Raw genomic sequence first — 22,951 nt, forward strand, 5'->3', positions numbered from 1 at the left:
ATTAACTATCCAAACGCCGTTCAATCGCCTCAGACATCGTTTTGTCCGTGAGATGAGCATAGATCTCGGTTGTTTCTGTCGAAGCATGCCCGAGTTGTTCTTTCGTTTTATAAATATCGTTTTGCAGATAATAGTCTGTTGCAAAAGAGTGACGAAGCTTATGTACCGTTAGATAGGGCTTACCAAAGCGTTTTGCATATTTAATAATCATTTCTTGAATGGCTCTTTTGGTCATGCGTTTGCCTTCTTGCCGTCCGTTGGGCAAAGCGATAAATAAAGCTTTTTCTCTCTTTGGCGTTTTATAACGGGATTGACGTAGGCTTAAATAAAGTGCTAAATCTTCTTTAGCTTGTTCTCGAAAATAAACAGGGGTTTTGAAGGTTTCATCATTGTTCCCTTTTCGGGTAACATAGAGTAGCTTGTTGTTAACATCCAGATCATCCACATTTAGATTGACTACTTCGGATACACGAAGGCCAGAATTCAGAATTAAGCTGGCAATACAGGCATCGCGCTCGCGATTCAATTGAAAGGAATAAAATGCCTGCTTGTTTCCTTCAACATCTCGTCCATATCCTTCGAAAATGTACCCCACGAATTCCAGTAGTTCCTCATCCTCCAGAATCTTTCCCTTTAATTTAGCAGCAGTATCCTTAGGTTTATGCGTTCGTTTAACTTCAACCTTAGCCATAATGTTTCGCTTAAGCAATGGATAGAAGTTCTCGTCCTCAGCGATTTGACTTAAATAATGAAATAAAGAGCGTAATGCGGACAGCTTACGGGACACGGTTACTCGTGTATTGGTTCCTTCAGCTCGGGTAGTGAGGTGTAGGCGGTATCCAACAATACTATCCATATGCAGGGTTTCTAATTCCAGCAGAGTGATCTCTGTATTGGAGCTGGCCTTTGAGAGGCCTTCTGCACGCAGCCATCCAAAAAAGGACTCATAGTCCCGAATATATTCCAGCAGGGTGGAAGGGGATAGATCAGGACGCTTATAGTCAATAAACTGCTGAACGAACCAAGGCATGAGAGGTAGCTTTAGATCCAGTTTTTTACGGTCATCGTTCTTTTGAACGCTCATGTGATTCACCTTTTCCATAGTTTGCATATCATTTCTTCTTTCTATCTTATCATGTTTTGTCCAAATATAAGAAAGTATAAGTTTCACACCATACTTTATGCCTTATATTTCTCGCAGAAACGGAAACCGTCCCAATAAGGACGGTAAAGCCGGTTCTTCTTGTCCCATGGCTTTGATCAAAGCTATTTACTAGTGATGAACTTGCTCCTGAAGTAACTAAGTTATATGATGTGTAGTAAACATAAATGGCAGAGGTGCACGAAATGGAACTTGGAATGGAGCTGGTTCCCAAAGAGCGGAAACAGACGATAAGCAAACTAATGCAGTACTATTTATATGATTTCACCCGTTATCTGGAGCTTGATGTAGATCAAGATGGAGTATATCCAGCTTATCCGGGATTAGAATCATTTTGGAGTAGTGGCAACAATAAATTTGCGTATTTGTTTAAAGTAGACGGGAATATTGCCGGATTTGCTTTGGTAGAACGGTTGTTGTATGATCCCGAAGGGCAATTTTACATGACTGAGTTCTTTGTGATGCAAAAATATCGCCGGAGCGGTGTGGGGACCTGGGCAGCGCATAAGTTGTTTGATATGTACCCAGGCGACTGGAAGGTGTCACAGGTACGCGCGAATACGCCTGCCTGTAATTTCTGGCATAGAGTGATTGGAGAGTACACAAATGGAGAATTTAAAGAGCGTTTTAATCCGCCTCAAGGAAATCCGAGTCAATACTTCAACACATTAACTAATAATAAGATTAATAATTGTAAAGGTAACAGCGATGATGTAGTCATGAAAAATTAATGGTTATCTTACGATAATTAAGATAAATGCAGAATTAGTTTACATAATAATTATTATGTAAACTAATAGTGAATAACCTAACAGCCTTAACAGGATTGTTGGGTTATTTTTGTTCATTTCACCCAAGCACAGAGTGGGATTTAGCATATCTTATGATGTACTCAATTACAAAGGAGGAGTTAAAATGGGCGAATTCGCAGGAGGATATGGTGGATTTACTTCCACAGGAGCGATTCTGGTTCTGTTTATCCTGTTGGTTATCATCACTAAAACCCTTTGTCTGTAATCCTTTAATATCATGAAGTGTGGTTACGCCAGTCTATAAGGACTGGCGGTTTTTTATGTCTGGATAGGACGTTAATCGTTAAGAGTTGTATGTGACTTACTATATAGAAAAGAGCGTTATAAATTATATATATTTAACAGTGTTCAATGACTAAACGATGTTCAAATTATAAGGAGACGTAATGATGACCAAAGAACAAAGGCAAATGCGTGAGCGTGAGGAAATGAAGAAAAGAATTTTAGAGGCTGCGGCTTTGTTGATTGCAGAGGACGGGATTGAAAAGCTTTCTATTCGCAAAATTGCAGAGAAAATCGAGTATTCTCCGGGTATTATTTATCATTACTTTCAGGGTAAAGATGAAATTGTGGTGAGATATTTGCAACAGAAATATACAGATATGGTTGACGGGCTTCAGTCTGTACAACGAAAGGCAGAGCATGAACTGCCACCAGAGATGCTTTTGAGACAATCGCTTGAGCAATGGATCAGGATGACCCTTTCCACAAGTGTTGAGTACCGTAATGTTATGCTAAATGATACACCGGCTGTTCTTAGTTACACAGCAGTTCTATTCAAGGGAGCTGGTCAGGAGCGTAAAGCGATAGGTATGCTCTGTCAATGTCTATCTAGATTCGAATCGAAAGCACAACATATGGAATCTTCGATAGAGCTCACTGCTCAAGTGATGTGGAGTGCTGCGTTCGGATTAATTATGCGTTTGATTGTAGAAAAGGATTTGCCAGAAGATCAGGTTGAAGCACTGATATCTTGTTATTTGGATTCTATGGTTTCAATAGCAACCAGGGAGATACGTGAGCCTTTAACATAGTAGGATGATCAGAGGGTGGAGGGAAGAATCAGAATGAAGACGATTATTATTTATACTTCTAAGTATGGATGTACGGAGAAAGCTGCCTATTTATTGAAAAATCAATTGGATGATGAGACTGAAGTAGTTAATTTAATGCATGCTAAAGAGCCTACATTAGAACGGTACGATACTGTCATCTTAGGTGGGTCTATTTATTTTGGGAAAATACAAAAACAAATGACGGAGTTTACTTCAAAATATCAAAATGAACTAGCTAATAAGCGCGTTGGATTGTTTATTTGTGCAGGAGCGAAGGGGGAGCAAGCCATACAAGAATTGAAATCTTCATTTCCAGAGAAGCTGTATAACCAATCCATTACAAAAGAAGTGTTCGGTGATGAGATTTACGAAGAGAAGATGACTGCATTAGATCGAGTGGTTCTGCGAGTGGTAAAAGGGAAGAATAAGAGTGTAAATGGATTATCCCAAGAGACGATAGAACGTTTCGCACTTGCGCTAAAGAAGCGGTGAACGAGTGTGGAAAATCGATTTTCTGAAACTAGTTAACATAATAATGATTATGTTAACTAGTTATTGTTTTCAGATACCAATTATAATTAGTTAGGAGAAGGGTTGCTTATAAAAAGTATTGATTTTTGATTTTATCGCTCTTATTTTCCGCTATTTCATCATATGAAAAATTCACAATAGAATAATCAAAATCCACTATCGCCTCACCCTAGACACTACACATCAATAAACAGTTCACCTCACCCTACAAACAAAACCCATGAAAAAGGATATAACATCCCTTGATCCATTTATACAAGCTTTTTTTCAATGCAAATAGCTAGTTCTAAAGCTTGTATCGCATTGTCTAACTCAATTATTGATGAACTACCCTCCACTAGACATTGGAGTGCATACTCCAAACTTTTTTCATAGGGATTAGCTGGTTCTAACAAAAGATCTTGTTTACCTACAGCAGTATATTCAATTAATGAGCTTTCAACAGCTCCATTCATGTTGTCACTTTCTTGATAGACAATTTTGCCTTGTTCAAAATAAGCCTCATAGCCTACGGTAAAAGGATACGAAGCCGGCATTTGTGAAGAAACAACGATCTCTGCGGATACATGAGGTTGTTGAAAAATTGCACGGACTAAGGCTTGATTACTTTTACCACCATCGGATCCCCAAACCGAGTGCGGCTCCATAAACCCCAGCATCCAGGTCACAAAATCCAATTCGTGAATCATCAGATTTGTAGCGATAGTGTGTAGGCCGAGGTCACCCCACAAAGGAGGCGTTTCTCTTTTTAAGGTAAGAGAAAAGAGTTTTCCGTATTTCTCATTATGAGTCGCTTCGTAAAGATATTTGTACGCAGGATCGAATTTAATAAACTGGTTGACGAGAATTCGCGTATCATACAGTTGTTCAGCTTCCTTCATTGCAAGAGCATCTTCTAAGTTGTAGCAAACCGGTGTCTCGCAGAATACATGTTTTCCATGCTTAAGCGCATCGACTGCATACTGCCTATGTAAAAAAGAGGGCAAACAGATATCAATCACATCGATGGTGGAATCAAGCATAATATCGTCAATGTTAGTAGTTATCTCAACGCCTAAAGATTGTTTTAGCTCCTGCAGCTTAGCTTCGTTCCGACCAAAGATAATTACTTTGTCTACTCGATCCATTGTCGTCCATAACTGCGCATGATAAGCTCCGAATCCAGTTCCCAATACGCCTATATTCATGTGTATCAGCTCCTTTAATGTAATGAACTAATCATAACCTTCTATTGTTGACAACAGCTTGGCAAGAATTATGATGTATACTATAAAAAAAGAAAAACTTGGAGGCTCCCCATGCGCTTGCATCGTTTGATTGCAATTTTATTATTAGTGGAATCAAGAGGGAAGATGAAGGCCAATGACTTAGCTGAAGCCTTGGAAACCTCCGTACGTTCTATCTACAGAGACATTGATGTATTAGCTGAAGCAGGAATACCACTGTTATCTACGCCGGGACCGAATGGTGGCATTTCCTTGATGGAGGGGTATACTGTTAACCTAAATCAGCTTCATGGGGAAGATGTAATCAATCTATTTCTAACAGGAATGGGGATTCATACTGGAGGACATACAGATTCCGGATTAAAGCTAAAGAGAACCCTCTTGAAATTAGAAAAATCATTACCCGCTTCCTATCAAAATGATATCCAGAAGGCACAAAGACGTTTTTATTTTGATGATACGCCATGGTGGACAGAACGCTTAGAGATTCCATGTCTGGAATCGATTCGAACTGCTGTTTGGAGATCTCAGAAACTACAGATTGAGTACCACAAGATTAACGGAATCATCTCGAGCAGGAAATTACAACCCTATGGTCTAGTTGTGAAAAAAGAAGAGTGGTATCTTATAGCCTACTGTGAAGAAATCGAACAAATCCGCACGTTTAAATGTGAGCGAATCGCCTCTACACAGCTTATAGATGAAGAGTATGCTATCCCTCAGAACTTTTCATTAGAAGGGCACTGGAAGCAGCAGGAGAGGGGATTTAAGCAAGCTTGTAAAGAGAAAGAGATCTACCCAGTATTGATTAGAACGGATAAGAGCCGAGAGGCTTCTATACACGGGGTGGAGATCATGAATAGAGTAGAGGAAGGAGATCAAATAACCCTTACTGTAAATATGTATAGCTATGTTAGTGCATGTACGAATATTTGGGGGATACTTGGACAAGGCGAGATTGTGGAACCTTTGGAACTGAGACAATATGTGAAAGAACAGGTGGATTTGCTACAGGGGATTTATAATTATCATAATCTCGTGTGAAAAGGGACCGTTTTATCGCAGATTCTGCAATGAAACGGTCCCGCTCATTTGTGAATAGGCTTTATTTATTCAATTGGTTTACATAATAATTAATATGTTAACTAATTTAGGATTGCCCCATAATAACCTTTATATTTAATAAATTAGCCATTTATGCGCTAGTCTCAACACCATGCGATAACTTCTCTCTGGCAGTAAGCCTCTTGTGCGCTACGAATAGAAAAGGAAGACCTATAGCCGTGGTTAAAGCGAGTGGCAGGAAGATCGTAAGGCCGTTCTGAGCTCCATAATGATCCAGCAATACACCGCCGAAGATAGGCGCGATTACACTCCCCAAATTGTTAAAGCCAATCGTTCCAAAGTACGTACCCTTCATTTCTGGCTTCGCGATCCGATCAATTAACATATCCATCATCGTAAAGAGCAGTACTTCCCCTATCGTAAATAGTACGACACTAAACATTAGAAGGGCTACACCTTCAGCTAAACCTACTAAGAGAAGACTAATAGCAACGCAGATATTTCCGAGAATCAATGGAACAATGGGTGAGAATTTGCTTGCAGTACGTACGATAGGATACTGTACCACGAGCACTGTAATGGCATTGAGTGACAACATATAGGAGAATAATTGCCCACCATTTGTGAAATGGGTGTTCATTGCTAAATATTGCGCCATAGTTGAACCAAAATGTCCGTATCCAAGTACACAAAAGATTGTACCAAGTAGAACTGGCAAGAATACACGGTCTCTACCGGTTGTTGCCAAGGCTTCAAGTAAACGTGGTGGTTCAGCTTGCGTATGACTCTGCATGGTTGAACGATGCAATCTAAATTGGACGAATAATACAAGTCCATATGCAACATATACAATACCAGCGATCATAAAAGGAAACGTAGATTCGGCAGAACCGAGCTGTACTCCAATAATCGGACCAAAGACAACACCAAGATTAATCGCAGTGTATCTAAGATTGAATACAAGCAGCTTACTTTCAGCAGGTGTAATGTCGGATAAAAGTGCCCGTGATGTGGGTTCAAACACGGACCTGCATAAACCGTTCAGGGTGTTGACCAGGAAGAACACCCACAGATGTTGTGCAACAGAGAATCCGAAGAATACTGCCGCCCAGCCAAATACGGAGATTAACATGACAATTTTGCGGCCTACAATATCCGAGATATATCCTCCGTAGAAGCTGGCCATTACGCCCGCCAGAGAGCTGACGGCAACCGTAATCCCCGTTTGTGTGGGGGTGGCTCCAAGGACTTGGGTTAAATAGATGGATAAGAACGGAATGCTCATTGAAGTTACCAAACGTCCGAACATCGTACCGACGATGATAGTCCAAGCTAGTGGGTGAATATGCCTAAGATGCTGGTTCATAATTGAAAAGGTCTCCTAATCTGATAGCTATAATTTAGTACTGCATATTCATTAACGATATATGTATAATTATAATGATAAAAGGGGGAAGTAAAAGTGTAAGAAATACTTACAGTGTTTCACCTTTAAAGGAGTGAACGATCGTGGACCATATTAGTAATCAATTTTTATGTTTAGCAATAGCCATCCCATCCTCAATAGATATAGGGGAAGCTAATCCTGTGACGATAGATAGACTAGCTTCGATTCTGTGCTGCACTCCGCGTAACGTAAAGTTTATTCTGCGAAAACTTGAAGAGCAGGGTTTTATACACTGGCAGCCTGGAAGAGGGCGTGGTAATATCTCGCAGCTAACTTTTCTTCGAACGATTGAAGAGGTGCTGGAGGACAACTTTCAGGAACTGATTAATAAAGGGAAGATTAAGGAAGCTATAGAGTTATTAAGTCGTGGTCAGGTTAGCGACACATTAAAGGAACGGTTATTAATGGTGTTAAATAAGCAGATGGGCTTCCGTAGTGAAACGGAGTCAACATCAGGATTGGATGTCTTGCGAATTACACGAAACCGGCATATGGAAGTGCTGGATCCAGCTTATGTATATACCGCGTTTGAATCCTATTTACTCGGACAAATTTATAGCACATTAGTTACCTATGATGCGGCAAGTGATACCTTTCTTCCCGGATTGGCGCATATGTGGGAAGCCAATGAAGATTGTACTAGTTATATTTTTTATCTACGGAAAGGTGTGCGATTTCATCACGGCAGGACTATGACCTCTAGAGATGTAAAGGAAACATTTCAACGACTTATAGACTTGAACAGTCCGGCGTTGAGCTTGTACAAAGATATTGAACGAGTAGAGCTTGAAGGAGATCACAGGATCAGGTTTGAGCTGTCTCGTCCGAATCTCTTTTTTCTCCATATGTTCAGTTGTATTCATATGTCGATTCTTCCTCATGACGTAGATCTTGTAAATGAAGTAAGTGGAACAGGGCCCTATCGTTTACTAGATCTTAATGAAGATGTGCTAGTCCTCGCGGCATTTGACTATTATTACGGTATACGCCCGCTACTAGATCGTGTGGAAATCTGGTATTTGCCAGAACAAACTTCAAATGAACGATTGTATGAACTTCCTGAATCTGCTCAGAAAGGTTTATTACCTAATATCATCTGTAACCACAGTATTGACTACCCTGCCTTGGGATGCCGATATCTCTTGTTCAATTTCCATAAAGACGGAATTCATCAACACCAACTATTCCGGCAGGCTATACGAATCATTTACAGCCGAGAAGCCTTAATTAAGGAGTTAGGAGGGAACCGTAGTACCCCTGCTGATAGCTTTTTACCTTGGGAGAGCAGTAAGAGAAGTATTATTGAGCCTACCTTGGACCATGCGAGAGAGCTTCTAGTGGCAAGTGGCTACCAGGGGGAAACCTTATGTTTAGCTACAAAGGATAAAAAAGAAGAGCGCGAAGAAGCCCTGTGGCTTCAAGCACGAGCAGCTTCAGTAGGACTACATATTGAGCTGTATTTATTCAACGAGTTTAACTCAGCAGATATAAAGAATACCTCCGAAATCCTCCTAGCTGAAGAGGTTCTTGAAGATGATTGGCAGTGGGGAATGGTTAACTACTTTAATAATAAACTTAATTATCTTTTTTCTCTGCTGAGAGATGAACAGATCTTGTTATTCTCTGATGTACTTACCGATTTCACGCAATCCCCAAAGGAAGAAAGAATTAAGTTGCTGGATCAGGCAGAAGGTGTGCTTAGGGACAACTATTGGGTGTTATATGGTTGTCATATGAATAAAAAAGCGCAGCTAAATCAAAGCTTGTTTGGACTTCACACCAGTTCATTCGGATTTCTGGATATCTCAAAACTGTGGATCAAAACTACTAGTCTTTAAGGGAGAGTTACCTAAATATGCTTGTACAGGAATGTTTTCTTTTGCTATACTTTCCAGGGAGGCTGTATCGATAAATCATCGAATGGTGCTCTAATAGGTTTTAATAAATGAATAGTAATTAACTTGTAGCCATGGAGGTGAACTCGTTGGATTTTGCTCAGATCCGTAAGGACCGAGACAAAAGAACGGTCGATACTTGACTCTTTTTTTGCCTTTCGGACCTGTTTAGCAGATAGCTAAAAGGTCTTTTTGTTTGTTTAAATTAAGGGAGAAAAAGGGGAGATTATTATGCGTTTTCTTATCGTGGGTGCAGGAGCTATAGGTGGATATTTCGGGGGGCGTCTAGTTCAAAAAGGAGAAGATGTTACTTTTCTCGTCCGAAATGCCAAACAGATTCAGTTAGAAGCGGACGGTTTGATTGTAAAAAGTGTTCATGGGGATTTTCAGACTTCTGTACGAACGATTTCTAATAGGGAAGAAGCAGAGATTTTCGACTGCATTATTATAGCGGTCAAGGCATACCATTTGCCTCAGGTGATGAATGACATTGAACCCTACGTCGATGAACATACACTGATCCTCCCGCTCCTCAATGGTTATGATCAATTTAGCATTTTGCAGAAGCGTTTTGGCCCAGAACATGTACTGGGTGGTCTTTGTTATATAGAAACAACTCTAGATTCAGCAGGTACTATCGTTCAAAGCAGTTCGTTCCATAGTATTGTGTTTGGTGAATGGGCAGGTGGTGAGTCAGAACGAACACAGTTGCTTCTGAGTCATTTGGATAAAGCGGGTTTCACAGTGACATTAAGTTCTGACATTCAGCGCGAAGTGTGGCAGAAATATATATTTGTAGCTAGTTTAAGTGGGATTACCACTTTAATGGATAGCTCTGTTGGGCCTATTTTTGCTTCCCCAAAAGCACGTGCAATCTATGAGCAGCTTCTTCAAGAGATTGTTAGCTTGGCTCAGAATGCTGGAATGCCTGTGGGACCGGAAAATATAGCCTCGACGATGCAAAAGATGCTTTCTGTGTTACCTGAATTTACTTCATCCATGCATCGGGATATGCATAAACAACTACCTGTAGAAGCGGACCATCTGCATGGGGCACTTCTGGCTATGGCTGTTCCGGGTCAAGGCACGTATCCGGTTCTCGAAACCGTGTATGGCCGTTTGAAAGTATACGAAAGCGTTAATGATATGAACTGATCTACTTTAAATCACAATAAGGAGCTGGACAATGATGAAGGAAGCGAATCAAAAGATCATGACTTTTCTAATGTTCGAAGGTAAGGCAGAAGAAGCTATGAATTTCTATACGTCCTTGTTTGATGATTCTGAAGTTATTAGCATTAAGCGATATGGAGCGAATGAAGCAGGACCTGAGGGGAGTGTAATGCAAGCTTCCTTTTCTATGCATGGACAAGTATTTATGTGTATAGATAGTTATGTTCAGCACGGGTTTACCTTTACTCCAGCGATATCCTTATATGTAAATTGTGAGAGTGAAGCTGAAATTGATCGGGTCTACGAATCATTAGCGCAAGGTGGACAGGTCCTAATGCCTCTTGGAAGCTATCCGTTTAGTCCGAAATTTGGCTGGGTAGCGGATCGTTTTGGTGTGACCTGGCAATTAAATCTTCTATAAGTAGTATCATACTATTGTTCTGTAACCTCCTTTATAATGAGCATATCAATTATAATGGAGGTTTTGAGATGTCCATCATTAATCCGTATCAGGTATGTCCGGTGTTTGAGAGTGAGCGTTTAATCTATAGATTGGTTCAAGAGGAAGACGCTGAGGACCTACTAGAATGTTACTCTGACGCTGCTTCTATCCCGCTCTTCAATAGTGATAACTGTAATAACGATTTTAACTTTCAAACGATAGAAGAGATGAATGGCTGTATACAATTCTGGCTGGATGAATATGCAGGGCATAGTTACGTTCGATTTAGTATTGTAGAGAAAGATAGTGATAAGGCTGTTGGTACTATTGAATTTTTTGCGAGAAATGAGGGCGTTGAAGGGGTAGGAGTGATTGGTGTTCTAAGGCTTGATCTGATCTCGAGATTGGAAAATGAAGGAGTTCTTACAGAAATCCTCTCTATGATTGAGAAGGAGTTCTATGATTGTTTTAGGGTTGATTCGATGATTACCAAGGCCATTCCTCACGCTAAGCAAAGAATCACTGCACTATTAAATAGTGGTTACTCAAAAATTGAAGGTAACTCACTGGTGTCATTTGACGACTATTATATGATCTCGAGGGTTTCCAGTTAGGAGGTATAATCGCAAGCTACATAAATGAAAAGAGGAGGTGAACCTAAAAGGGTTTTCCTTCTCTTTTTTGAAAATATAAGGATTTAGTTACATTGCTGAACAATAGTTGTGCCCTCATTAGTAATCGTGACAGTTGAATAACCAGATAGATACTCTGTATAGCCACATACCGTTTCTTGGGTGGGTTGTCCTTTTGCGTCAGTATATTTAAGGTATATAGAACCTTCACCACTTAAGCTCAGTGTAGGTTTGAACTTTTTCGTTTCACCTTTCTTGATGGGATCTGTAAATAATTCCTTGGAGTCCGTATGGATTAAACCTATTTCAATAGAGCTGATTTCATCATCCGACTGATTATCTACAGTGAGCAAGAAACTCTTAAATGGAGTTAGAATATTTGAAATCGTACCGATCCCTAAAGCTATCACAATACCCACTGAAAATATAGAAATACCTATTAAAAATCGTCTCTTCATCAAGCAGTCCCCCTATGTAAGTAAGACAGGGTTCATTCGAATAATGTTACGGTATATAAGAATTAATTATAACTATTCATTAACAAGTGGAATTGGAAGAGATGTGCTACCCTTAATGTATGCCAAAATTTATATGAAAAGGGGTTTTGTTTTGACAAAATCTACGATTCTTTCATCTGAAGGAATAACGATTCGTCATTTTGAACAAGGGGACATGCCATTACTGGGTGAGTTATATAACTCGGTTACTTCGCGGGGAAATGCTGTTTTTTGGTGGGTTGGTGATGAGGAAAACTGGAAGAATGTGTATTGCGCCTTTGAAAATGGGAAAATGGTTGCCAAAGGTCAAGTAGAGATCATAAATATTGTGCCGCCTGGGCGTTCAAAGGAAAGCAGACATTCGATCTATTTGAATTTGAAAACAATACCTGAACGAGAAGAGGACTACGATTTATTAGAGAGCTTGTATCAAACGCTGCTCTTGAGAGCACTTCAATTGAAGGAAACTTTATCAACAGAGTACAAAACGACGCTATGTGTCGGGAATAACGCATCGGAGATCGCAAATACGCAATTTTTTGAAAAAGAAAAGGGCTTCTGTCAATACAATAGCTTATTTAAAATGAATCATACTCTTGATCATTCCTACACCGTACCTGAACTGAAAAAGGAATTTGAATTTGTAACTTGGATGATGGAAACGCCACAAGAAGAAGATCTTTATTTAGAATTGGAAGCAGAGGTTTGGCCAGAAACCCCACTCGGGAAAGAACGGCTATCACAGTTTAAGCAAAATCCGCTTTGGAACTCTATGATTGTTCGAGAAGGGGAGAGGGTTGTAGGCAGCTTGATGGTATGGCAGGAAGAGAAAAGTGGGTATATTGAAAATGTTTTTGTACTAGAGCCGTGGAGAAGATTTGGAATTGCTAGGTACATGCTTTCTCAAGCGTTAAACTATTTCAGAACACATGGACTTGAAGAAGCATATTTAATGGTGTTAACAGATAATGATTCTGCATTGCATCTTTATGAATCTGTCGGATTCAGTTTATCGAGTGAGGAAAGACGGTATCGTATAGAACTCCTATAGTTTTTGAAGTGGAGGATTACTAAGCAAAGTGTGATTCAGTTTCATCGAGGTTCGATGACAGGATTGCACTTTTTTAGTAATCCGTTCGCCTTGTAATAAGAGATGACTGGAAATCCTCTGAACAATTTTATTCAGTTACTGTTAGTTACTTGTTTACCCTCGCATTTCTTACACACGTTAACCTTTTCGCCAGAAAGTCCTTTTCCGATGTACAAAAGCTTAATACGAGTGCTGCCACAGATCAGACATGTTCCTCTGCCTCGGGATGGCATACGCCAGAGTGCTTTGCCACGCTTGTTTTTGGACATAAATAGCCCACCTTTGTGATTGATACCCTATCTTATGAACGAGGAAACCTTAAAGTTCGGAGAATGAAGCTTTTAAATTCCTTTGTGATTGCAGACAAAATTAAGGATAAAAAGGGCAAAAAACGCCCTAAAAAAACAGCGCATAACTTAAATTATACGCTGTTTTAGTTTTAAGACGTTTTTTTGAGGATAGATCGCCACTTGGACGAGCAAAAAGGAGGGGTTTTAAGGATTTTTTTATAAATAACGGATGTCGATATCTCTAAATTTACCTGCTGACATTTTCGGCATTCTGAATTGCAATGAGCCTTGTTTATAAGTGCCTCTGCTCTGATCGGGATTGATTGGAATAGGAAGTGGGATGATCTCACTGTGATCTTTTCTAAGACCGCTTAATTTGATTTGTGTTCGGTTGATTTGTGCCCAAATACTTTCGGGGTGAATTCCACTTGGAATACGGATTTTAGTGATCAAATAATTATGTGTGTCCAAATGCTCAAATTGCAGACTTGAGGTTTCGTTCGTAAATGACGAAGAGGTCGCTGCAGTAGCTTCTTTGATTATTTTTTCAACATAGCCATCGATCTGGCTTGGATCCAGCTTCCATTGCTCTTCAAGTGACTTTAAGGATAACTTTTTCTTAAAAAAGGGATCTTCGTTCATCCAATCTAAAGGGTTCGATTTATTCGGACTCATGAACACTGAACCTCCTTCATTTTTTATCCATTGTATGGGCGTATGACTTATTCAGTGACATCTGGGCGAATATCTACATAGAATAGGTTATCATTCCGAAAGGAGGAGTGGTTTGGTGGTTTCAATCATCGGCAACATTAAAATCAACAGTGTGGGCCCTAGTTCCACAGTCTTAGTAGGAAATACGGCATCTGTTATCTTGAGCAGTAACTCTAAGATCTATGCCGGTGCCAACTCCTTCCCCATAGGTGATTCCTTTGGTACGATTATTACGAATAACCAGGCTAGCAGTACTAATACAATGGATTCGGATGTGGTGGATCAAGTATCGCCTCCTTAAGGGTGGGTTTATATGAATATTACGGTATATCAGTGCGTATCGGTCAATAATCTAAAAATTGGTACGATCTCAAATTCATCGGTCCTTCAGATCGGCACATCCGGACGAATTAATACCTCGTCTCATAGTTATCAGACTGGGGACGTTCCAAAATCTCCTCCTGCGCCAACACCATCGGTAAGTGATTCACCTCTTGTACCCTTGCCTCCACCAACTGAACTATATACACGCTAGAATTAGGCTCCTATACTTCGCATACAATAAACCATAGGAGGGGGTTGTATGCACCCGTATTATATTCAGCAAGTCTTTAATGCACTAAGAGTGCAAGCAGAAAAGATTCAACTGCTAGAGAAACAACTCCAAGATTTAAAAGGGGACGTAGACAGCATAAAGAACAATAAAACTGCAAGTATAGGTCCTATAAATTATCATTTTGAACAATTGAAAATCGAGAAGCTGGAAGGCACTTTAAATATAGGCATTACACCAAATGAGGGAAATAATCTGGATGAAGCGATGATCAATGGTAAGCCTATTGGGGAGCAAGAGGGAGGGACACCAACTGCATCTGCATTATCGGATAAAATTCGTCCAGAGATTCTGAAGTATGTGCAAGAGGAAGTTCCTTCTCAATTTTCACGCTTAGAAAAAGAGCAGAACTTAAGTATTGATGAGCAGTATATCCAAATGGTTACCCAGGATCTGCTGAATCAGATGGATGGCCGGATTAACGAGTATGTAAGCCAGCTCCCTACCACAGAGGAAGGGCGTGGATACACAGAAGAGGAAAGTGCTTCTATTGTTGAGCAAATCAAACGAGATATTGTTACGGCGGTAGAGCGGCATTTGGAAATAAATATAACTGGAAGGCGGGAGCCGCATGAAAGTAACCGTGATTAACAGAGACATAAATGTAAACGCGGTAAAAGTGTTTTCGATATCAGGTTCTTCGGTATTTTTAGTAGGAGATACTCAGACGATTAATTGTTCTTCGGCGTTTGACAGCGTGATAGAATATACTCCGAGTGCTCCGGATCAAGTCAAAAAAGGCAGTTAACAATGCACAACTCGCGTATACAAGATGTATACATTAATAATCTGTCTGACAGTTCGATTTTCTTATGTGGATCTGTAGAGCGGATTCAGTCCAAATTCGTGGGCAGTAAAGAAAATTATCTATATAACATACAAGAGATTAATAGCAATGATAGAGAGGCTTCGCGCTTAGACATCCCTCTTGCGACCTGGTCGAACCAAGTGAATGATGATGTTGAGATTTTGAATGATTCTGAGGAATCAAGCATTAATATTAAATTTATTAAAATCTTATCGATTGGCTCTGGAACGACCTTCCAGATTGGAAATGGTGGCTCTGTTCATCTGGAGAGTCAAACCAGTGAGTTTAAGCGAGAAATAGCTTCAGAAGATGAGGGGTAATTTGGCAAATTTGTTGATACTTATTTTATAAAAATAAATTAGTTTACATAATCATTATTATGTAAACTGTTAAAAGGTAGTCTCCTATAAGAAAGTACTTTTCACAATTAATGGAGTTTCGAGCTACGAAAAGGAGGGCCATCAAAGGTATTTTGCTATAGAAATAGCATTAAACTTATAATTAGAGAAAGCCTGCACATTTGCAGGCTTTCTCTAATTTGGTGAACGAACATATTTATTTAGAAGCCTTCGCGAAGCCATGTCGTCGCCAGCTTGATGGCGGCTTTTTTGGCATTGGTTTCAGCTAAAGGATTTAGCATCACGAAATCATGTATGATTCCTTGAAAACGAACTGCCGTGACTGTGACTCCAGCTTCACGTAATTTGGCGGCATAAGCTTCACCTTCATCACGTAGAACATCTGCTTCACCCGTTATGACTAGTGCTTCGGGTAGATCGCGTAACTGATCTACACTAGCTCGAAGCGGGGAGGCTGTGATCTGCTTCCGCTCCTCAGGGTCAGTTGTATATTGATCCCAGAACCATTTCATTCCATCACGCTGCAAGAAGTATCCTTCTGCGAACTCATGATAAGATTCGGTATCAAAGGAGGCATCCGTTACCGGATAGAACAAAAGTTGTTTCCCTATCTTCGGGCCACTGCGTTCTTTAGCCATAAGCGTAATGGCGGCTGCCATATTTCCACCGACACTATCACCGCCTATGGATAGCTTGCTAGCATCAAGTGCATGTTCACTACCCTGTGCAGCGATCCATTTCAGAACAGCATAGATTTCTTCGATTGCTGTAGGATATTTAGCTTCTGGAGAGAGGCTGTAATTTGGAAAAATAATGGCAGCCTCCGCTCCAACAGCTAGCTCACGGATCAAGCGGTCATGGGTATGTGCATTACCAAACACCCAGCCAGCACCATGAATGTAAAGGATCACTGGCAACGACGCGGAAGAGGAGCTAGGGGGCCGAACAATTCTTATGGAAACATTACCATTAGGTCCTCCTGGCACCATAAGATCTTCAATTTCGACTTCAGGTTTATATATCTCACTGGATTGTACAGTATCTACCGTTTCACGGCCTTTTTCTGGTCCAAGATCAGGAAGGAACGGAGGTTTGGAATTATCATCGGCAAATTTCTGCGCTGTTAGCTCAAGAATGATCTTTGGTTGATTTGACATGATGTATCGTCTCCTTTGTCTGGTCATAGTATAGTTTACCCTCTTCATTCCATAACCATCTAAACGAATGCTGAAACGATATGAGTCTTACAATGCTTTTTGTTGATCCTCACCAATTTCACTTTTTAAATCCCTTATTCCGGCAACCGTTTGTTTATGTTTGATACGGAAGATCAAAATAAACATCAAAGTAATAAGTAACGGATAGCCAATCGCCCAGCCTGTAAAAGGAAACACAGCAGCGGTAGCTAGAAAAGAGATCCAGCTAATCGTTACGCCTAATCTACTTCCTTTAAGAAGGCGTATCCCCGCAGCACAGCCTCCGATATAAGTCAGGATAAATGTCGCATTTGGAAACTGGATCAAAGTAGTGATAGATATCAATCCGCTGCTGTATAGTGACATGACCGTTACAAAACAGAGGAGCAGGAAAGCTATCCCACCGATAGGGGTATGATATGGTTTGGATAGTCTCCCCATCCATTGCGGTGCATAGCCCTGGCGTGATAACGCATAAGCCACACGCGAGGCAGCACCGGCATAAGCGATAATGGTGGCGGTACAGATGAAGAGACCTGTAAGTCCTGCGATAAATCCTCCCCAGCGACCAAGAGGCTGGCTGATGATCCAGACAAGTGAAGTGCTCGACCCACCTTTAAGGTAGCTTTGTGTGCCAACCGTTGCTAAAGCGGATAAGAAATATAGAACACCTACAATAATAGCAGCGATGGTCACACCTTTAACTGCAGCACGTTGTGGATCTTTGAACTCCTCAGAGAGATGTGAGACAGCTTCCCAACCAATAAAACACCAAAATAGGATTGCTGCAGCCTGTCCAATGCTCATCCATCCGTGTGGGGCAAAGGGAGTGAAGTGTTCAACCTCCATTCGAGGAAGCGCAGTAGCAAACGAGAAGACGAGAACAGCTACAATCGCAATCACTACAGCAATTTGTACCTTTCCCGCCACTTGCATACCAATCCAGTTTGTAATTAGCCCAATGGCCAACATCACCGCAGCGATAGTAATTCTCGCAGGTTCATCCCAGCCCATTGCGGCTGTCATATAACCAGCTCCGGTCAGCGCAGCGACAGGCGCACCAATCGGAACGGACATTAGGAAGAACCAGCCCACTAAAGATCCGGCTTTAGGTCCAAAAGCAAGGGTAACGAAGTGGGACACGCCTCCAGCGTTAGGAAATTTGGCAGAGAGCAGGCCCATCGATAAGGCCATTGGTAAAATCAACAGCGTCATAAATCCCCATGCCAGCAATGAAGCGGGACCAGCCATTTCTGCAGCCAGTCCGGGAACGATTAAGACTCCCGAGCCCAATACAGCGCCTATATAAAGAGCTATGGCTTGCGGCATGCCGATGTTTCTTCGTAAAGTGGTTGAACTTGAATCTTTCATGATTTTTAATCCTGCTTTCATTGTCTTTTGTTATAGAGTAGCAGATAATAGATCCATTGGAAAAACAGATTTTTTGAATAGTATCCATTCGAAATTAAGATGGGTACTATTATTCAGGGGGCACGTATGGAATCACGTCATCTTTTTACCTTTATAGTCGTAGTGGAGACGGGTAGCTTCACACGCGCTGCACAGAAGCTTGATTATGCACAATCCAGTATTACCGCACAGATCCAAGCATTAGAGACTGAAATAGGTCAGCCTTTATTTGATCGGATCAGTAAAAAGATCATCCTAACCGATGCAGGCCGCCGTCTGCTCCCATTCGCTCAAGAGATCTCCAGAATGCACTCTCTAGCGCAAGATGCTCTTCGCTCCGAGAGTGAGCTAACAGGGTCTTTACGCATTGGCGCACCTGAATCCCTGGCTGCTTTTCGTTTACCAGGCATTATCAAGGAATTTCGCGTGAAATATCCAAAGGTCCAAATTCTTCTGAAGCCTGGGGCCTGCTGGGAGCTAACGGATTTAGTTCGATCCGGTGAATTAGATTTGGCCTTCCTACTGCAACCAGAGACGGAAGATAAAGATCTGAATATAGAAACACTGGTGCATGAACAAATGACCCTGATCTCTCCGCCGGATCACCCCTTAATGAGTCTTTCAGAGGTAGAGCCGGTTCATCTAAAGGGAGTAACAATATTGCATACGGAAACCGGTTGTAGCTACCGTACTTTGTTTGAACATCATTTAAACAGACACGGGGTATTTCCTGACCCTACGTTAGAGTTCTGGAGTATTGAGGCGATCAAGCAATGTGTTATGGCGGGTCTGGGCATCGCTTTTATTCCAATGATTACAGTGAGCAACGAATTAGCGGAAGGGAAGTTAGCTAGGCTGAATTGGAATGATGAATCGCAGCGTGTGGCTACTCAAATTGCCTATCATCATAAGAAATGGAAATCTCCTGTTCTAACAGAGTTTTTAAAAGCTGTGCAAAAGCATGCTGAAAAATGGAGCAGCTAAGTTTAATTCTTGTAGCTATTCTATGGTACAATAGATTGTCGAAATCAAGGGAGGCTCGAAGCCATGAATGAGTGGAGTGAAGACTACGAAGAGGGGCTTGAGGCTTTTTTAATCTGGATGAAGGATGCCGGTTACACTCCCTATACGCAGAAATCCTATTTAGTGGATGTAAAACAGTTTTTAGAAAGTCTGAATGGTAAAAAGCTAGAGTCCGTAAAGAAGCTACATGTTATTTCTTTTCTTACGTCAGTGCGTGAACGTGGAGTAAGTGATGCTACCCGTAACCGGAAGCATGCTTCAATTAACTGTTTTTTCAAGGCATTAATTGAGCTGGAATTGCTTCTAACCAATCCCGCAGCTGGGATTAAGAAATCTAAAACTGAGATCAATCGCGAACCGGTCTACTTAGATGAAGGTGATCTGGGGCGATTTTTGTCTTCTATAGATGGGAAATACAAAGGTCGTAATTTAGCAGTCTTTTTACTGATGTCCTATATGGGGCTTCGGGTGGGGGAAGTCCACACACTTAATTTAAGTGATTATAATGTAGAAAGACATTCCCTTCGAGTGTTCGGTAAGGGACGTAAATGGCGTAATGTACCGATTCCAGAGGATGTGGTACCTTTTCTTGATCTGGCAATAGAAGAACGATTAAATCCTTGGCGCAGTAAAGAGGAAGCTATGTTCATTTCACAAAAAGGACGCAGGCTGTCCATACGTGGTATTCAGCAAATTGCTGCGGACACCTTCGATCGTTTCCAAAGGGATGTGCCTGCTGCACAACGTCGACCCTATTCCAGCCATAAGCTACGACATTCCTTCGCTACCATGCTGCTACGAAAAGGTGCGGATCTGCGGACGGTTCAGGAGCTACTGGGACACTCTTCCATTCAGACAACAACGGTTTACACGCATATCACGAGCCGTGAGAAGGAAGAAGCCATGTCGAAATTGCAAGTCCAGATTTGATAGAATTCAAAGTGCAATTCTTTTCGTGAAAAAGGGGCTACCCCCGGCCATGTATCATGACAACAGGGAGAGCCCCATGTATTCATTTGCTTATAGTTCTAGCTTAGCTATCTCAGCTTTAAGCTTCTCGGCAGATTTCTGGAATAGAGCTCGTTCTGTCTCATTTAATGGAAGATCTAGTACTTCTCGTACACCGGACCGATCTACGACGCAAGGGGCGCCAAGGTAGACATCCGAAACTCCGTTATAATTATTCAATAAAGTAGATACGTTCAATACAGAGCCTTCATTATGAAGAATGGATACCACAATACGATCTAGTGCTAATGCTATTGCGTAAGAGGTTGAGCCTTTGGCATCAATAATTTCATAAGCGGCATTCTTAGTATCTTGGAATATTTCATCTTGTTCTGCTTCGTCAAAACCGAGATCAATCCCGGCAACATTTGCTAGACTCCAAACAGGAAGTTCCGAGTCTCCATGTTCACCGATAATCTGACCATGAATACTGCGTGGATCAATTTCTTTGTGGCGTCCAATCAGGTAGCGAAAACGTGCACTATCCAACACCGTTCCGGAACCGATGACTCTTCTGCGATCAAAACCGCTTATTTTCAAAGTGGCATATGACAAAATATCTACAGGATTAGTAGCAATAAGTAGTATCGCATGTTGATTATATTTGGTGATTTTTTGAACGATATCTTTGAAAATTGAAATGTTTTTGCGGAGAAGATCTATCCGGGTTTCACCCGGTTTTTGTGATGCACCGGCAGTTACAATGATGATATCCGCTTCCCGGCAATCTTCATATGTACCAGCCCATAGCTTCACACCACCAACAAAGGGCATGCCGTGATTCATATCCAATGCTTCTCCAAGGGCTTTCTTTTGATTAACGTCAATAAGTACGAGCTCAGGCATACGTCTCCGTAGCAGTAATGTATAGGCTGTTGTTGTACCAACTGCTCCAGTACCAATGACTACGACACGATTTGGTTTCGGGGGGGCCATGATTCCATCTCCTCAGTAATTAAAATTTTTAGCTTTTAATCTTGTCCATCATAATCGCTAACGATATTGTTTTCAAGCAGGTCTTATTTAATGCATTACCCCATTTTGGGCATACTTAATAGAAATTCTCTAATAAATTGGACAACAAGACTAGACAGGAGAGAATGTAAGAATGGATTTATTTCGCAAAAAACCGCTAATCGCACCTTCAAACTCGGGTGCAACCAAGTTAAACAAAACACTTGGTGCGCTGGATCTAACCATGTTAGGTGTAGGAGCGATTATTGGTACTGGTATTTTTGTAATGACAGGAGTAGCGGCAGCAGAACACGCTGGTCCTGGCCTTGTCATTTCATTCCTGTTAGCCGCATTTGCTTGCGTGCTGTCAGCCCTTTGTTATTCAGAGTTTGCATCGACTATCCCGGTCTCCGGAAGTGCCTATGCTTATAGTTATGTAGCTTTTGGAGAATTACTCGCTTGGATTTTAGGCTGGGACCTTGTGTTAGAGTATGGCGTTGCAGCAGCTGCAGTAAGCAGCGGATGGTCAGGCTATTTGCAGGGACTTTTAGAGGGCTTTGGTATCCATATTCCTATAGGACTATCCGGGGCGTATAATGCGGAAGCAGGTACCATTATTAATTTACCAGCAGTAATAATCATTTTACTAATTTCCTACTTACTAACACGGGGAACTAAAGAGACTGCTCGTTTTAATGCGATTATGGTCGTTATCAAAATAGCTGTAGTGCTTTTGTTTATCGTAACTGGATTTTTCTATGTTAAACCAGAGAACTGGACTCCATTTCTACCCTTTGGCTATCAAGGTGTTGTAAACGGTGCGGCAACTGTCTTCTTTGCCTACATAGGTTTTGATGCGTTATCGACTGCTGCTGAAGAAGTAAAGCAGCCACAGCGCGATTTGCCTATAGGGATTATTTCATCCCTTGCTATATGTTCTGTATTGTATATCCTAGTTTCACTTGTATTAACAGGTATCATACCTTATACGGATCTTAATGTTAGCGATCCCGTTTCTTATGCGCTTCGTGTTGTAAATCAAGATATGATAGCGGGTCTAATCTCTGTTGGAGCTATTGCGGGAATGACCACCGTACTGCTCGTAATGCTGTTCGGTCAAACCCGACTGTTATTCGCAATCTCACGTGATGGTCTTTTACCACGAGGATTGTCTAAGATCAATACTAAAACACAGACACCTATTCGTAGTACGTGGATGGTTGGGATCATTATAGCTGTATTAACGGGCTTTATTCCTTTGGATCGATTGGCTAACTTAACAAGCATTGGAACACTGTTTGCATTCTTTGTCGTTTCTTTGGGGGTAATTGCCCTGCGGGTTATTCATCCCAATATGAAAAGAGGGTTCAGAGTACCCTGGGTACCCTTCATTCCATTGCTAAGTGCGGCAACATGCGGATATTTAATGTATAATCTAGGAAGTGAGACATGGATTGGGTTTCTGATTTGGACGAGTCTTGGACTTCTGATCTATTTTCTATACGGCTACCGTAATAGTAAGTTAAATCATAAATAAGATTCCAATTGA

General features: G+C 41.1%; 26 protein-coding genes. 17 read left to right on the plus strand and 9 right to left on the minus strand.

The window, feature by feature from the left end:
* Position 1: 1 nt before the first annotated feature.
* Positions 2-1,084 carry a tyrosine recombinase XerS gene (xerS, locus tag ACWNM1_RS13085; RefSeq protein WP_449601251.1) on the minus strand — a complete coding sequence of 361 codons (1,083 nt, stop codon included), beginning with the start codon at positions 1,082-1,084 and terminating at the stop codon, positions 2-4.
* A gap of 263 nt (positions 1,085-1,347) precedes the next feature.
* Here xerS and ACWNM1_RS13090 point away from each other — a divergent pair, with 263 nt between their 5' ends.
* The 4 genes from ACWNM1_RS13090 to ACWNM1_RS13105 all read left to right on the plus strand — a co-directional run bounded on the left by ACWNM1_RS13090 (position 1,348) and on the right by ACWNM1_RS13105 (position 3,521).
* Entirely contained in the window at positions 1,348-1,893 is a 546-nt protein-coding gene (locus tag ACWNM1_RS13090) for a GNAT family N-acetyltransferase (protein WP_449601252.1), read from the plus strand.
* Positions 1,894-2,077: 184 nt separating this feature from the next.
* Complete coding sequence (locus ACWNM1_RS13095; RefSeq protein WP_197069683.1) at positions 2,078-2,179, plus strand: sporulation protein YjcZ; 102 nt, start codon at positions 2,078-2,080, stop codon at positions 2,177-2,179.
* A gap of 181 nt (positions 2,180-2,360) precedes the next feature.
* Positions 2,361-3,008: a TetR/AcrR family transcriptional regulator gene (locus ACWNM1_RS13100; RefSeq protein WP_449601253.1), complete on the plus strand. Its 648-nt coding sequence runs from the start codon at positions 2,361-2,363 to the stop codon at positions 3,006-3,008.
* Between the two features lie 33 nt (positions 3,009-3,041).
* Complete coding sequence (locus tag ACWNM1_RS13105; protein ID WP_449601254.1) at positions 3,042-3,521, plus strand: flavodoxin domain-containing protein; 480 nt, start codon at positions 3,042-3,044, stop codon at positions 3,519-3,521.
* A gap of 290 nt (positions 3,522-3,811) precedes the next feature.
* On the opposite strand, the gene ACWNM1_RS13110 is transcribed toward ACWNM1_RS13105, so the two are convergent.
* Positions 3,812-4,747 (minus strand): Gfo/Idh/MocA family protein, encoded by a 936-nt coding sequence (locus ACWNM1_RS13110; RefSeq protein WP_449601255.1) that lies wholly within the window; start codon positions 4,745-4,747, stop codon positions 3,812-3,814.
* A gap of 111 nt (positions 4,748-4,858) precedes the next feature.
* On the opposite strand from ACWNM1_RS13110, the gene ACWNM1_RS13115 reads away from it, so the two are divergent.
* Positions 4,859-5,830, plus strand: a complete 972-nt coding sequence (locus ACWNM1_RS13115) for a helix-turn-helix transcriptional regulator (RefSeq protein WP_449601256.1) — start codon at positions 4,859-4,861, stop codon at positions 5,828-5,830.
* 151 nt (positions 5,831-5,981) lie between these two features.
* Here the strand turns inward: ACWNM1_RS13115 and ACWNM1_RS13120 are convergent, their stop codons facing one another.
* Positions 5,982-7,217, minus strand: a complete 1,236-nt coding sequence (locus ACWNM1_RS13120) for an MDR family MFS transporter (protein ID WP_449601257.1) — start codon at positions 7,215-7,217, stop codon at positions 5,982-5,984.
* A gap of 143 nt (positions 7,218-7,360) precedes the next feature.
* On the opposite strand from ACWNM1_RS13120, the gene ACWNM1_RS13125 reads away from it, so the two are divergent.
* The 4 genes from ACWNM1_RS13125 (at position 7,361) to ACWNM1_RS13140 (ending at position 11,422) form a co-directional block, all read left to right on the plus strand.
* Positions 7,361-9,136 carry an ABC transporter substrate-binding protein gene (locus tag ACWNM1_RS13125; protein WP_449601258.1) on the plus strand — a complete coding sequence of 592 codons (1,776 nt, stop codon included), beginning with the start codon at positions 7,361-7,363 and terminating at the stop codon, positions 9,134-9,136.
* A 288-nt stretch (positions 9,137-9,424) separates the two neighbouring features.
* Positions 9,425-10,348: a ketopantoate reductase family protein gene (locus ACWNM1_RS13130; RefSeq protein WP_449601259.1), complete on the plus strand. Its 924-nt coding sequence runs from the start codon at positions 9,425-9,427 to the stop codon at positions 10,346-10,348.
* Positions 10,349-10,382: 34 nt separating this feature from the next.
* Positions 10,383-10,787, plus strand: a complete 405-nt coding sequence (locus ACWNM1_RS13135; protein WP_449601280.1) for a VOC family protein — start codon at positions 10,383-10,385, stop codon at positions 10,785-10,787.
* A 68-nt stretch (positions 10,788-10,855) separates the two neighbouring features.
* Complete coding sequence (locus ACWNM1_RS13140) at positions 10,856-11,422, plus strand: GNAT family N-acetyltransferase (RefSeq protein ID WP_449601260.1); 567 nt, start codon at positions 10,856-10,858, stop codon at positions 11,420-11,422.
* 83 nt (positions 11,423-11,505) lie between these two features.
* Here ACWNM1_RS13140 and ACWNM1_RS13145 read toward each other — a convergent pair whose 3' ends face one another.
* Positions 11,506-11,898 (minus strand): hypothetical protein, encoded by a 393-nt coding sequence (locus tag ACWNM1_RS13145; RefSeq protein ID WP_449601261.1) that lies wholly within the window; start codon positions 11,896-11,898, stop codon positions 11,506-11,508.
* A gap of 151 nt (positions 11,899-12,049) precedes the next feature.
* On the opposite strand from ACWNM1_RS13145, the gene ACWNM1_RS13150 reads away from it, so the two are divergent.
* Complete coding sequence (locus tag ACWNM1_RS13150; protein ID WP_449601262.1) at positions 12,050-12,988, plus strand: GNAT family N-acetyltransferase; 939 nt, start codon at positions 12,050-12,052, stop codon at positions 12,986-12,988.
* A 131-nt stretch (positions 12,989-13,119) separates the two neighbouring features.
* On the opposite strand, the gene ACWNM1_RS13155 is transcribed toward ACWNM1_RS13150, so the two are convergent.
* Positions 13,120-13,296, minus strand: coding sequence for a hypothetical protein (locus ACWNM1_RS13155; protein ID WP_167348469.1), 177 nt, complete (start codon positions 13,294-13,296; stop codon positions 13,120-13,122).
* 237 nt (positions 13,297-13,533) lie between these two features.
* Positions 13,534-13,992, minus strand: coding sequence for an Hsp20/alpha crystallin family protein (locus ACWNM1_RS13160; protein ID WP_449601263.1), 459 nt, complete (start codon positions 13,990-13,992; stop codon positions 13,534-13,536).
* Positions 13,993-14,107: 115 nt separating this feature from the next.
* On the opposite strand from ACWNM1_RS13160, the gene ACWNM1_RS13165 reads away from it, so the two are divergent.
* The 4 genes from ACWNM1_RS13165 to ACWNM1_RS13180 all read left to right on the plus strand — a co-directional run bounded on the left by ACWNM1_RS13165 (position 14,108) and on the right by ACWNM1_RS13180 (position 15,772).
* Positions 14,108-14,332: a spore germination protein gene (locus ACWNM1_RS13165; RefSeq protein ID WP_149647545.1), complete on the plus strand. Its 225-nt coding sequence runs from the start codon at positions 14,108-14,110 to the stop codon at positions 14,330-14,332.
* Between the two features lie 12 nt (positions 14,333-14,344).
* Positions 14,345-14,566 (plus strand): spore germination protein GerPB, encoded by a 222-nt coding sequence (locus ACWNM1_RS13170; protein WP_449601264.1) that lies wholly within the window; start codon positions 14,345-14,347, stop codon positions 14,564-14,566.
* A 48-nt stretch (positions 14,567-14,614) separates the two neighbouring features.
* Entirely contained in the window at positions 14,615-15,235 is a 621-nt protein-coding gene (gene gerPC / locus ACWNM1_RS13175) for a spore germination protein GerPC (RefSeq protein WP_449601265.1), read from the plus strand.
* A 159-nt stretch (positions 15,236-15,394) separates the two neighbouring features.
* The gene (locus tag ACWNM1_RS13180; RefSeq protein WP_449601266.1) at positions 15,395-15,772 is read left to right on the plus strand and encodes a hypothetical protein; all 378 of its coding nucleotides are present in this window, start codon (positions 15,395-15,397) and stop codon (positions 15,770-15,772) included.
* A 239-nt stretch (positions 15,773-16,011) separates the two neighbouring features.
* Here ACWNM1_RS13180 and ACWNM1_RS13185 read toward each other — a convergent pair whose 3' ends face one another.
* Both ACWNM1_RS13185 and ACWNM1_RS13190 read right to left on the minus strand, forming a co-directional pair.
* Complete coding sequence (locus ACWNM1_RS13185; protein ID WP_449601267.1) at positions 16,012-16,968, minus strand: alpha/beta hydrolase; 957 nt, start codon at positions 16,966-16,968, stop codon at positions 16,012-16,014.
* 87 nt (positions 16,969-17,055) lie between these two features.
* On the minus strand, positions 17,056-18,378 hold the full coding sequence (locus ACWNM1_RS13190; protein WP_449601268.1) for an APC family permease: 1,323 nt from the start codon (positions 18,376-18,378) through the stop codon (positions 17,056-17,058).
* Positions 18,379-18,504: 126 nt separating this feature from the next.
* Between ACWNM1_RS13190 and ACWNM1_RS13195 the strand changes: the two genes are divergently transcribed.
* Both ACWNM1_RS13195 and ACWNM1_RS13200 read left to right on the plus strand, forming a co-directional pair.
* A complete protein-coding gene (locus ACWNM1_RS13195) occupies positions 18,505-19,401 on the plus strand; it encodes a LysR family transcriptional regulator (RefSeq protein WP_449601269.1) in 897 nt (298 codons plus the stop codon).
* Positions 19,402-19,464: 63 nt separating this feature from the next.
* On the plus strand, positions 19,465-20,370 hold the full coding sequence (locus tag ACWNM1_RS13200; protein WP_076283590.1) for a tyrosine-type recombinase/integrase: 906 nt from the start codon (positions 19,465-19,467) through the stop codon (positions 20,368-20,370).
* A gap of 90 nt (positions 20,371-20,460) precedes the next feature.
* Here ACWNM1_RS13200 and ACWNM1_RS13205 read toward each other — a convergent pair whose 3' ends face one another.
* On the minus strand, positions 20,461-21,384 hold the full coding sequence (locus ACWNM1_RS13205; protein ID WP_042188714.1) for an L-lactate dehydrogenase: 924 nt from the start codon (positions 21,382-21,384) through the stop codon (positions 20,461-20,463).
* A 172-nt stretch (positions 21,385-21,556) separates the two neighbouring features.
* Between ACWNM1_RS13205 and ACWNM1_RS13210 the strand changes: the two genes are divergently transcribed.
* Complete coding sequence (locus tag ACWNM1_RS13210) at positions 21,557-22,939, plus strand: amino acid permease (protein WP_449601270.1); 1,383 nt, start codon at positions 21,557-21,559, stop codon at positions 22,937-22,939.
* Positions 22,940-22,951: the final 12 nt, after the last annotated feature.

The organism is Paenibacillus sp. Marseille-Q9583 (assembly GCF_976954365.1).

Coding starts and splice junctions, on each gene's coding strand:
- xerS (WP_449601251.1), bottom strand. CDS start 1,084: ATGAGCGTTCAAAAGAACGATGACCGTAAAAAACTGGATCTAAAGCTA.
- ACWNM1_RS13090 (WP_449601252.1), top strand. CDS start 1,348: ATGGAACTTGGAATGGAGCTGGTTCCCAAAGAGCGGAAACAGACGATA.
- ACWNM1_RS13095 (WP_197069683.1), top strand. CDS start 2,078: ATGGGCGAATTCGCAGGAGGATATGGTGGATTTACTTCCACAGGAGCG.
- ACWNM1_RS13100 (WP_449601253.1), top strand. CDS start 2,361: ATGATGACCAAAGAACAAAGGCAAATGCGTGAGCGTGAGGAAATGAAG.
- ACWNM1_RS13105 (WP_449601254.1), top strand. CDS start 3,042: ATGAAGACGATTATTATTTATACTTCTAAGTATGGATGTACGGAGAAA.
- ACWNM1_RS13110 (WP_449601255.1), bottom strand. CDS start 4,747: ATGAATATAGGCGTATTGGGAACTGGATTCGGAGCTTATCATGCGCAG.
- ACWNM1_RS13115 (WP_449601256.1), top strand. CDS start 4,859: ATGCGCTTGCATCGTTTGATTGCAATTTTATTATTAGTGGAATCAAGA.
- ACWNM1_RS13120 (WP_449601257.1), bottom strand. CDS start 7,217: ATGAACCAGCATCTTAGGCATATTCACCCACTAGCTTGGACTATCATC.
- ACWNM1_RS13130 (WP_449601259.1), top strand. CDS start 9,425: ATGCGTTTTCTTATCGTGGGTGCAGGAGCTATAGGTGGATATTTCGGG.
- ACWNM1_RS13135 (WP_449601280.1), top strand. CDS start 10,383: ATGAAGGAAGCGAATCAAAAGATCATGACTTTTCTAATGTTCGAAGGT.
- ACWNM1_RS13140 (WP_449601260.1), top strand. CDS start 10,856: ATGTCCATCATTAATCCGTATCAGGTATGTCCGGTGTTTGAGAGTGAG.
- ACWNM1_RS13145 (WP_449601261.1), bottom strand. CDS start 11,898: ATGAAGAGACGATTTTTAATAGGTATTTCTATATTTTCAGTGGGTATT.
- ACWNM1_RS13155 (WP_167348469.1), bottom strand. CDS start 13,296: ATGTCCAAAAACAAGCGTGGCAAAGCACTCTGGCGTATGCCATCCCGA.
- ACWNM1_RS13160 (WP_449601263.1), bottom strand. CDS start 13,992: ATGAGTCCGAATAAATCGAACCCTTTAGATTGGATGAACGAAGATCCC.
- ACWNM1_RS13170 (WP_449601264.1), top strand. CDS start 14,345: ATGAATATTACGGTATATCAGTGCGTATCGGTCAATAATCTAAAAATT.
- gerPC (WP_449601265.1), top strand. CDS start 14,615: ATGCACCCGTATTATATTCAGCAAGTCTTTAATGCACTAAGAGTGCAA.
- ACWNM1_RS13180 (WP_449601266.1), top strand. CDS start 15,395: ATGCACAACTCGCGTATACAAGATGTATACATTAATAATCTGTCTGAC.
- ACWNM1_RS13185 (WP_449601267.1), bottom strand. CDS start 16,968: ATGTCAAATCAACCAAAGATCATTCTTGAGCTAACAGCGCAGAAATTT.
- ACWNM1_RS13190 (WP_449601268.1), bottom strand. CDS start 18,378: ATGAAAGATTCAAGTTCAACCACTTTACGAAGAAACATCGGCATGCCG.
- ACWNM1_RS13195 (WP_449601269.1), top strand. CDS start 18,505: ATGGAATCACGTCATCTTTTTACCTTTATAGTCGTAGTGGAGACGGGT.
- ACWNM1_RS13200 (WP_076283590.1), top strand. CDS start 19,465: ATGAATGAGTGGAGTGAAGACTACGAAGAGGGGCTTGAGGCTTTTTTA.
- ACWNM1_RS13205 (WP_042188714.1), bottom strand. CDS start 21,384: ATGGCCCCCCCGAAACCAAATCGTGTCGTAGTCATTGGTACTGGAGCA.
- ACWNM1_RS13210 (WP_449601270.1), top strand. CDS start 21,557: ATGGATTTATTTCGCAAAAAACCGCTAATCGCACCTTCAAACTCGGGT.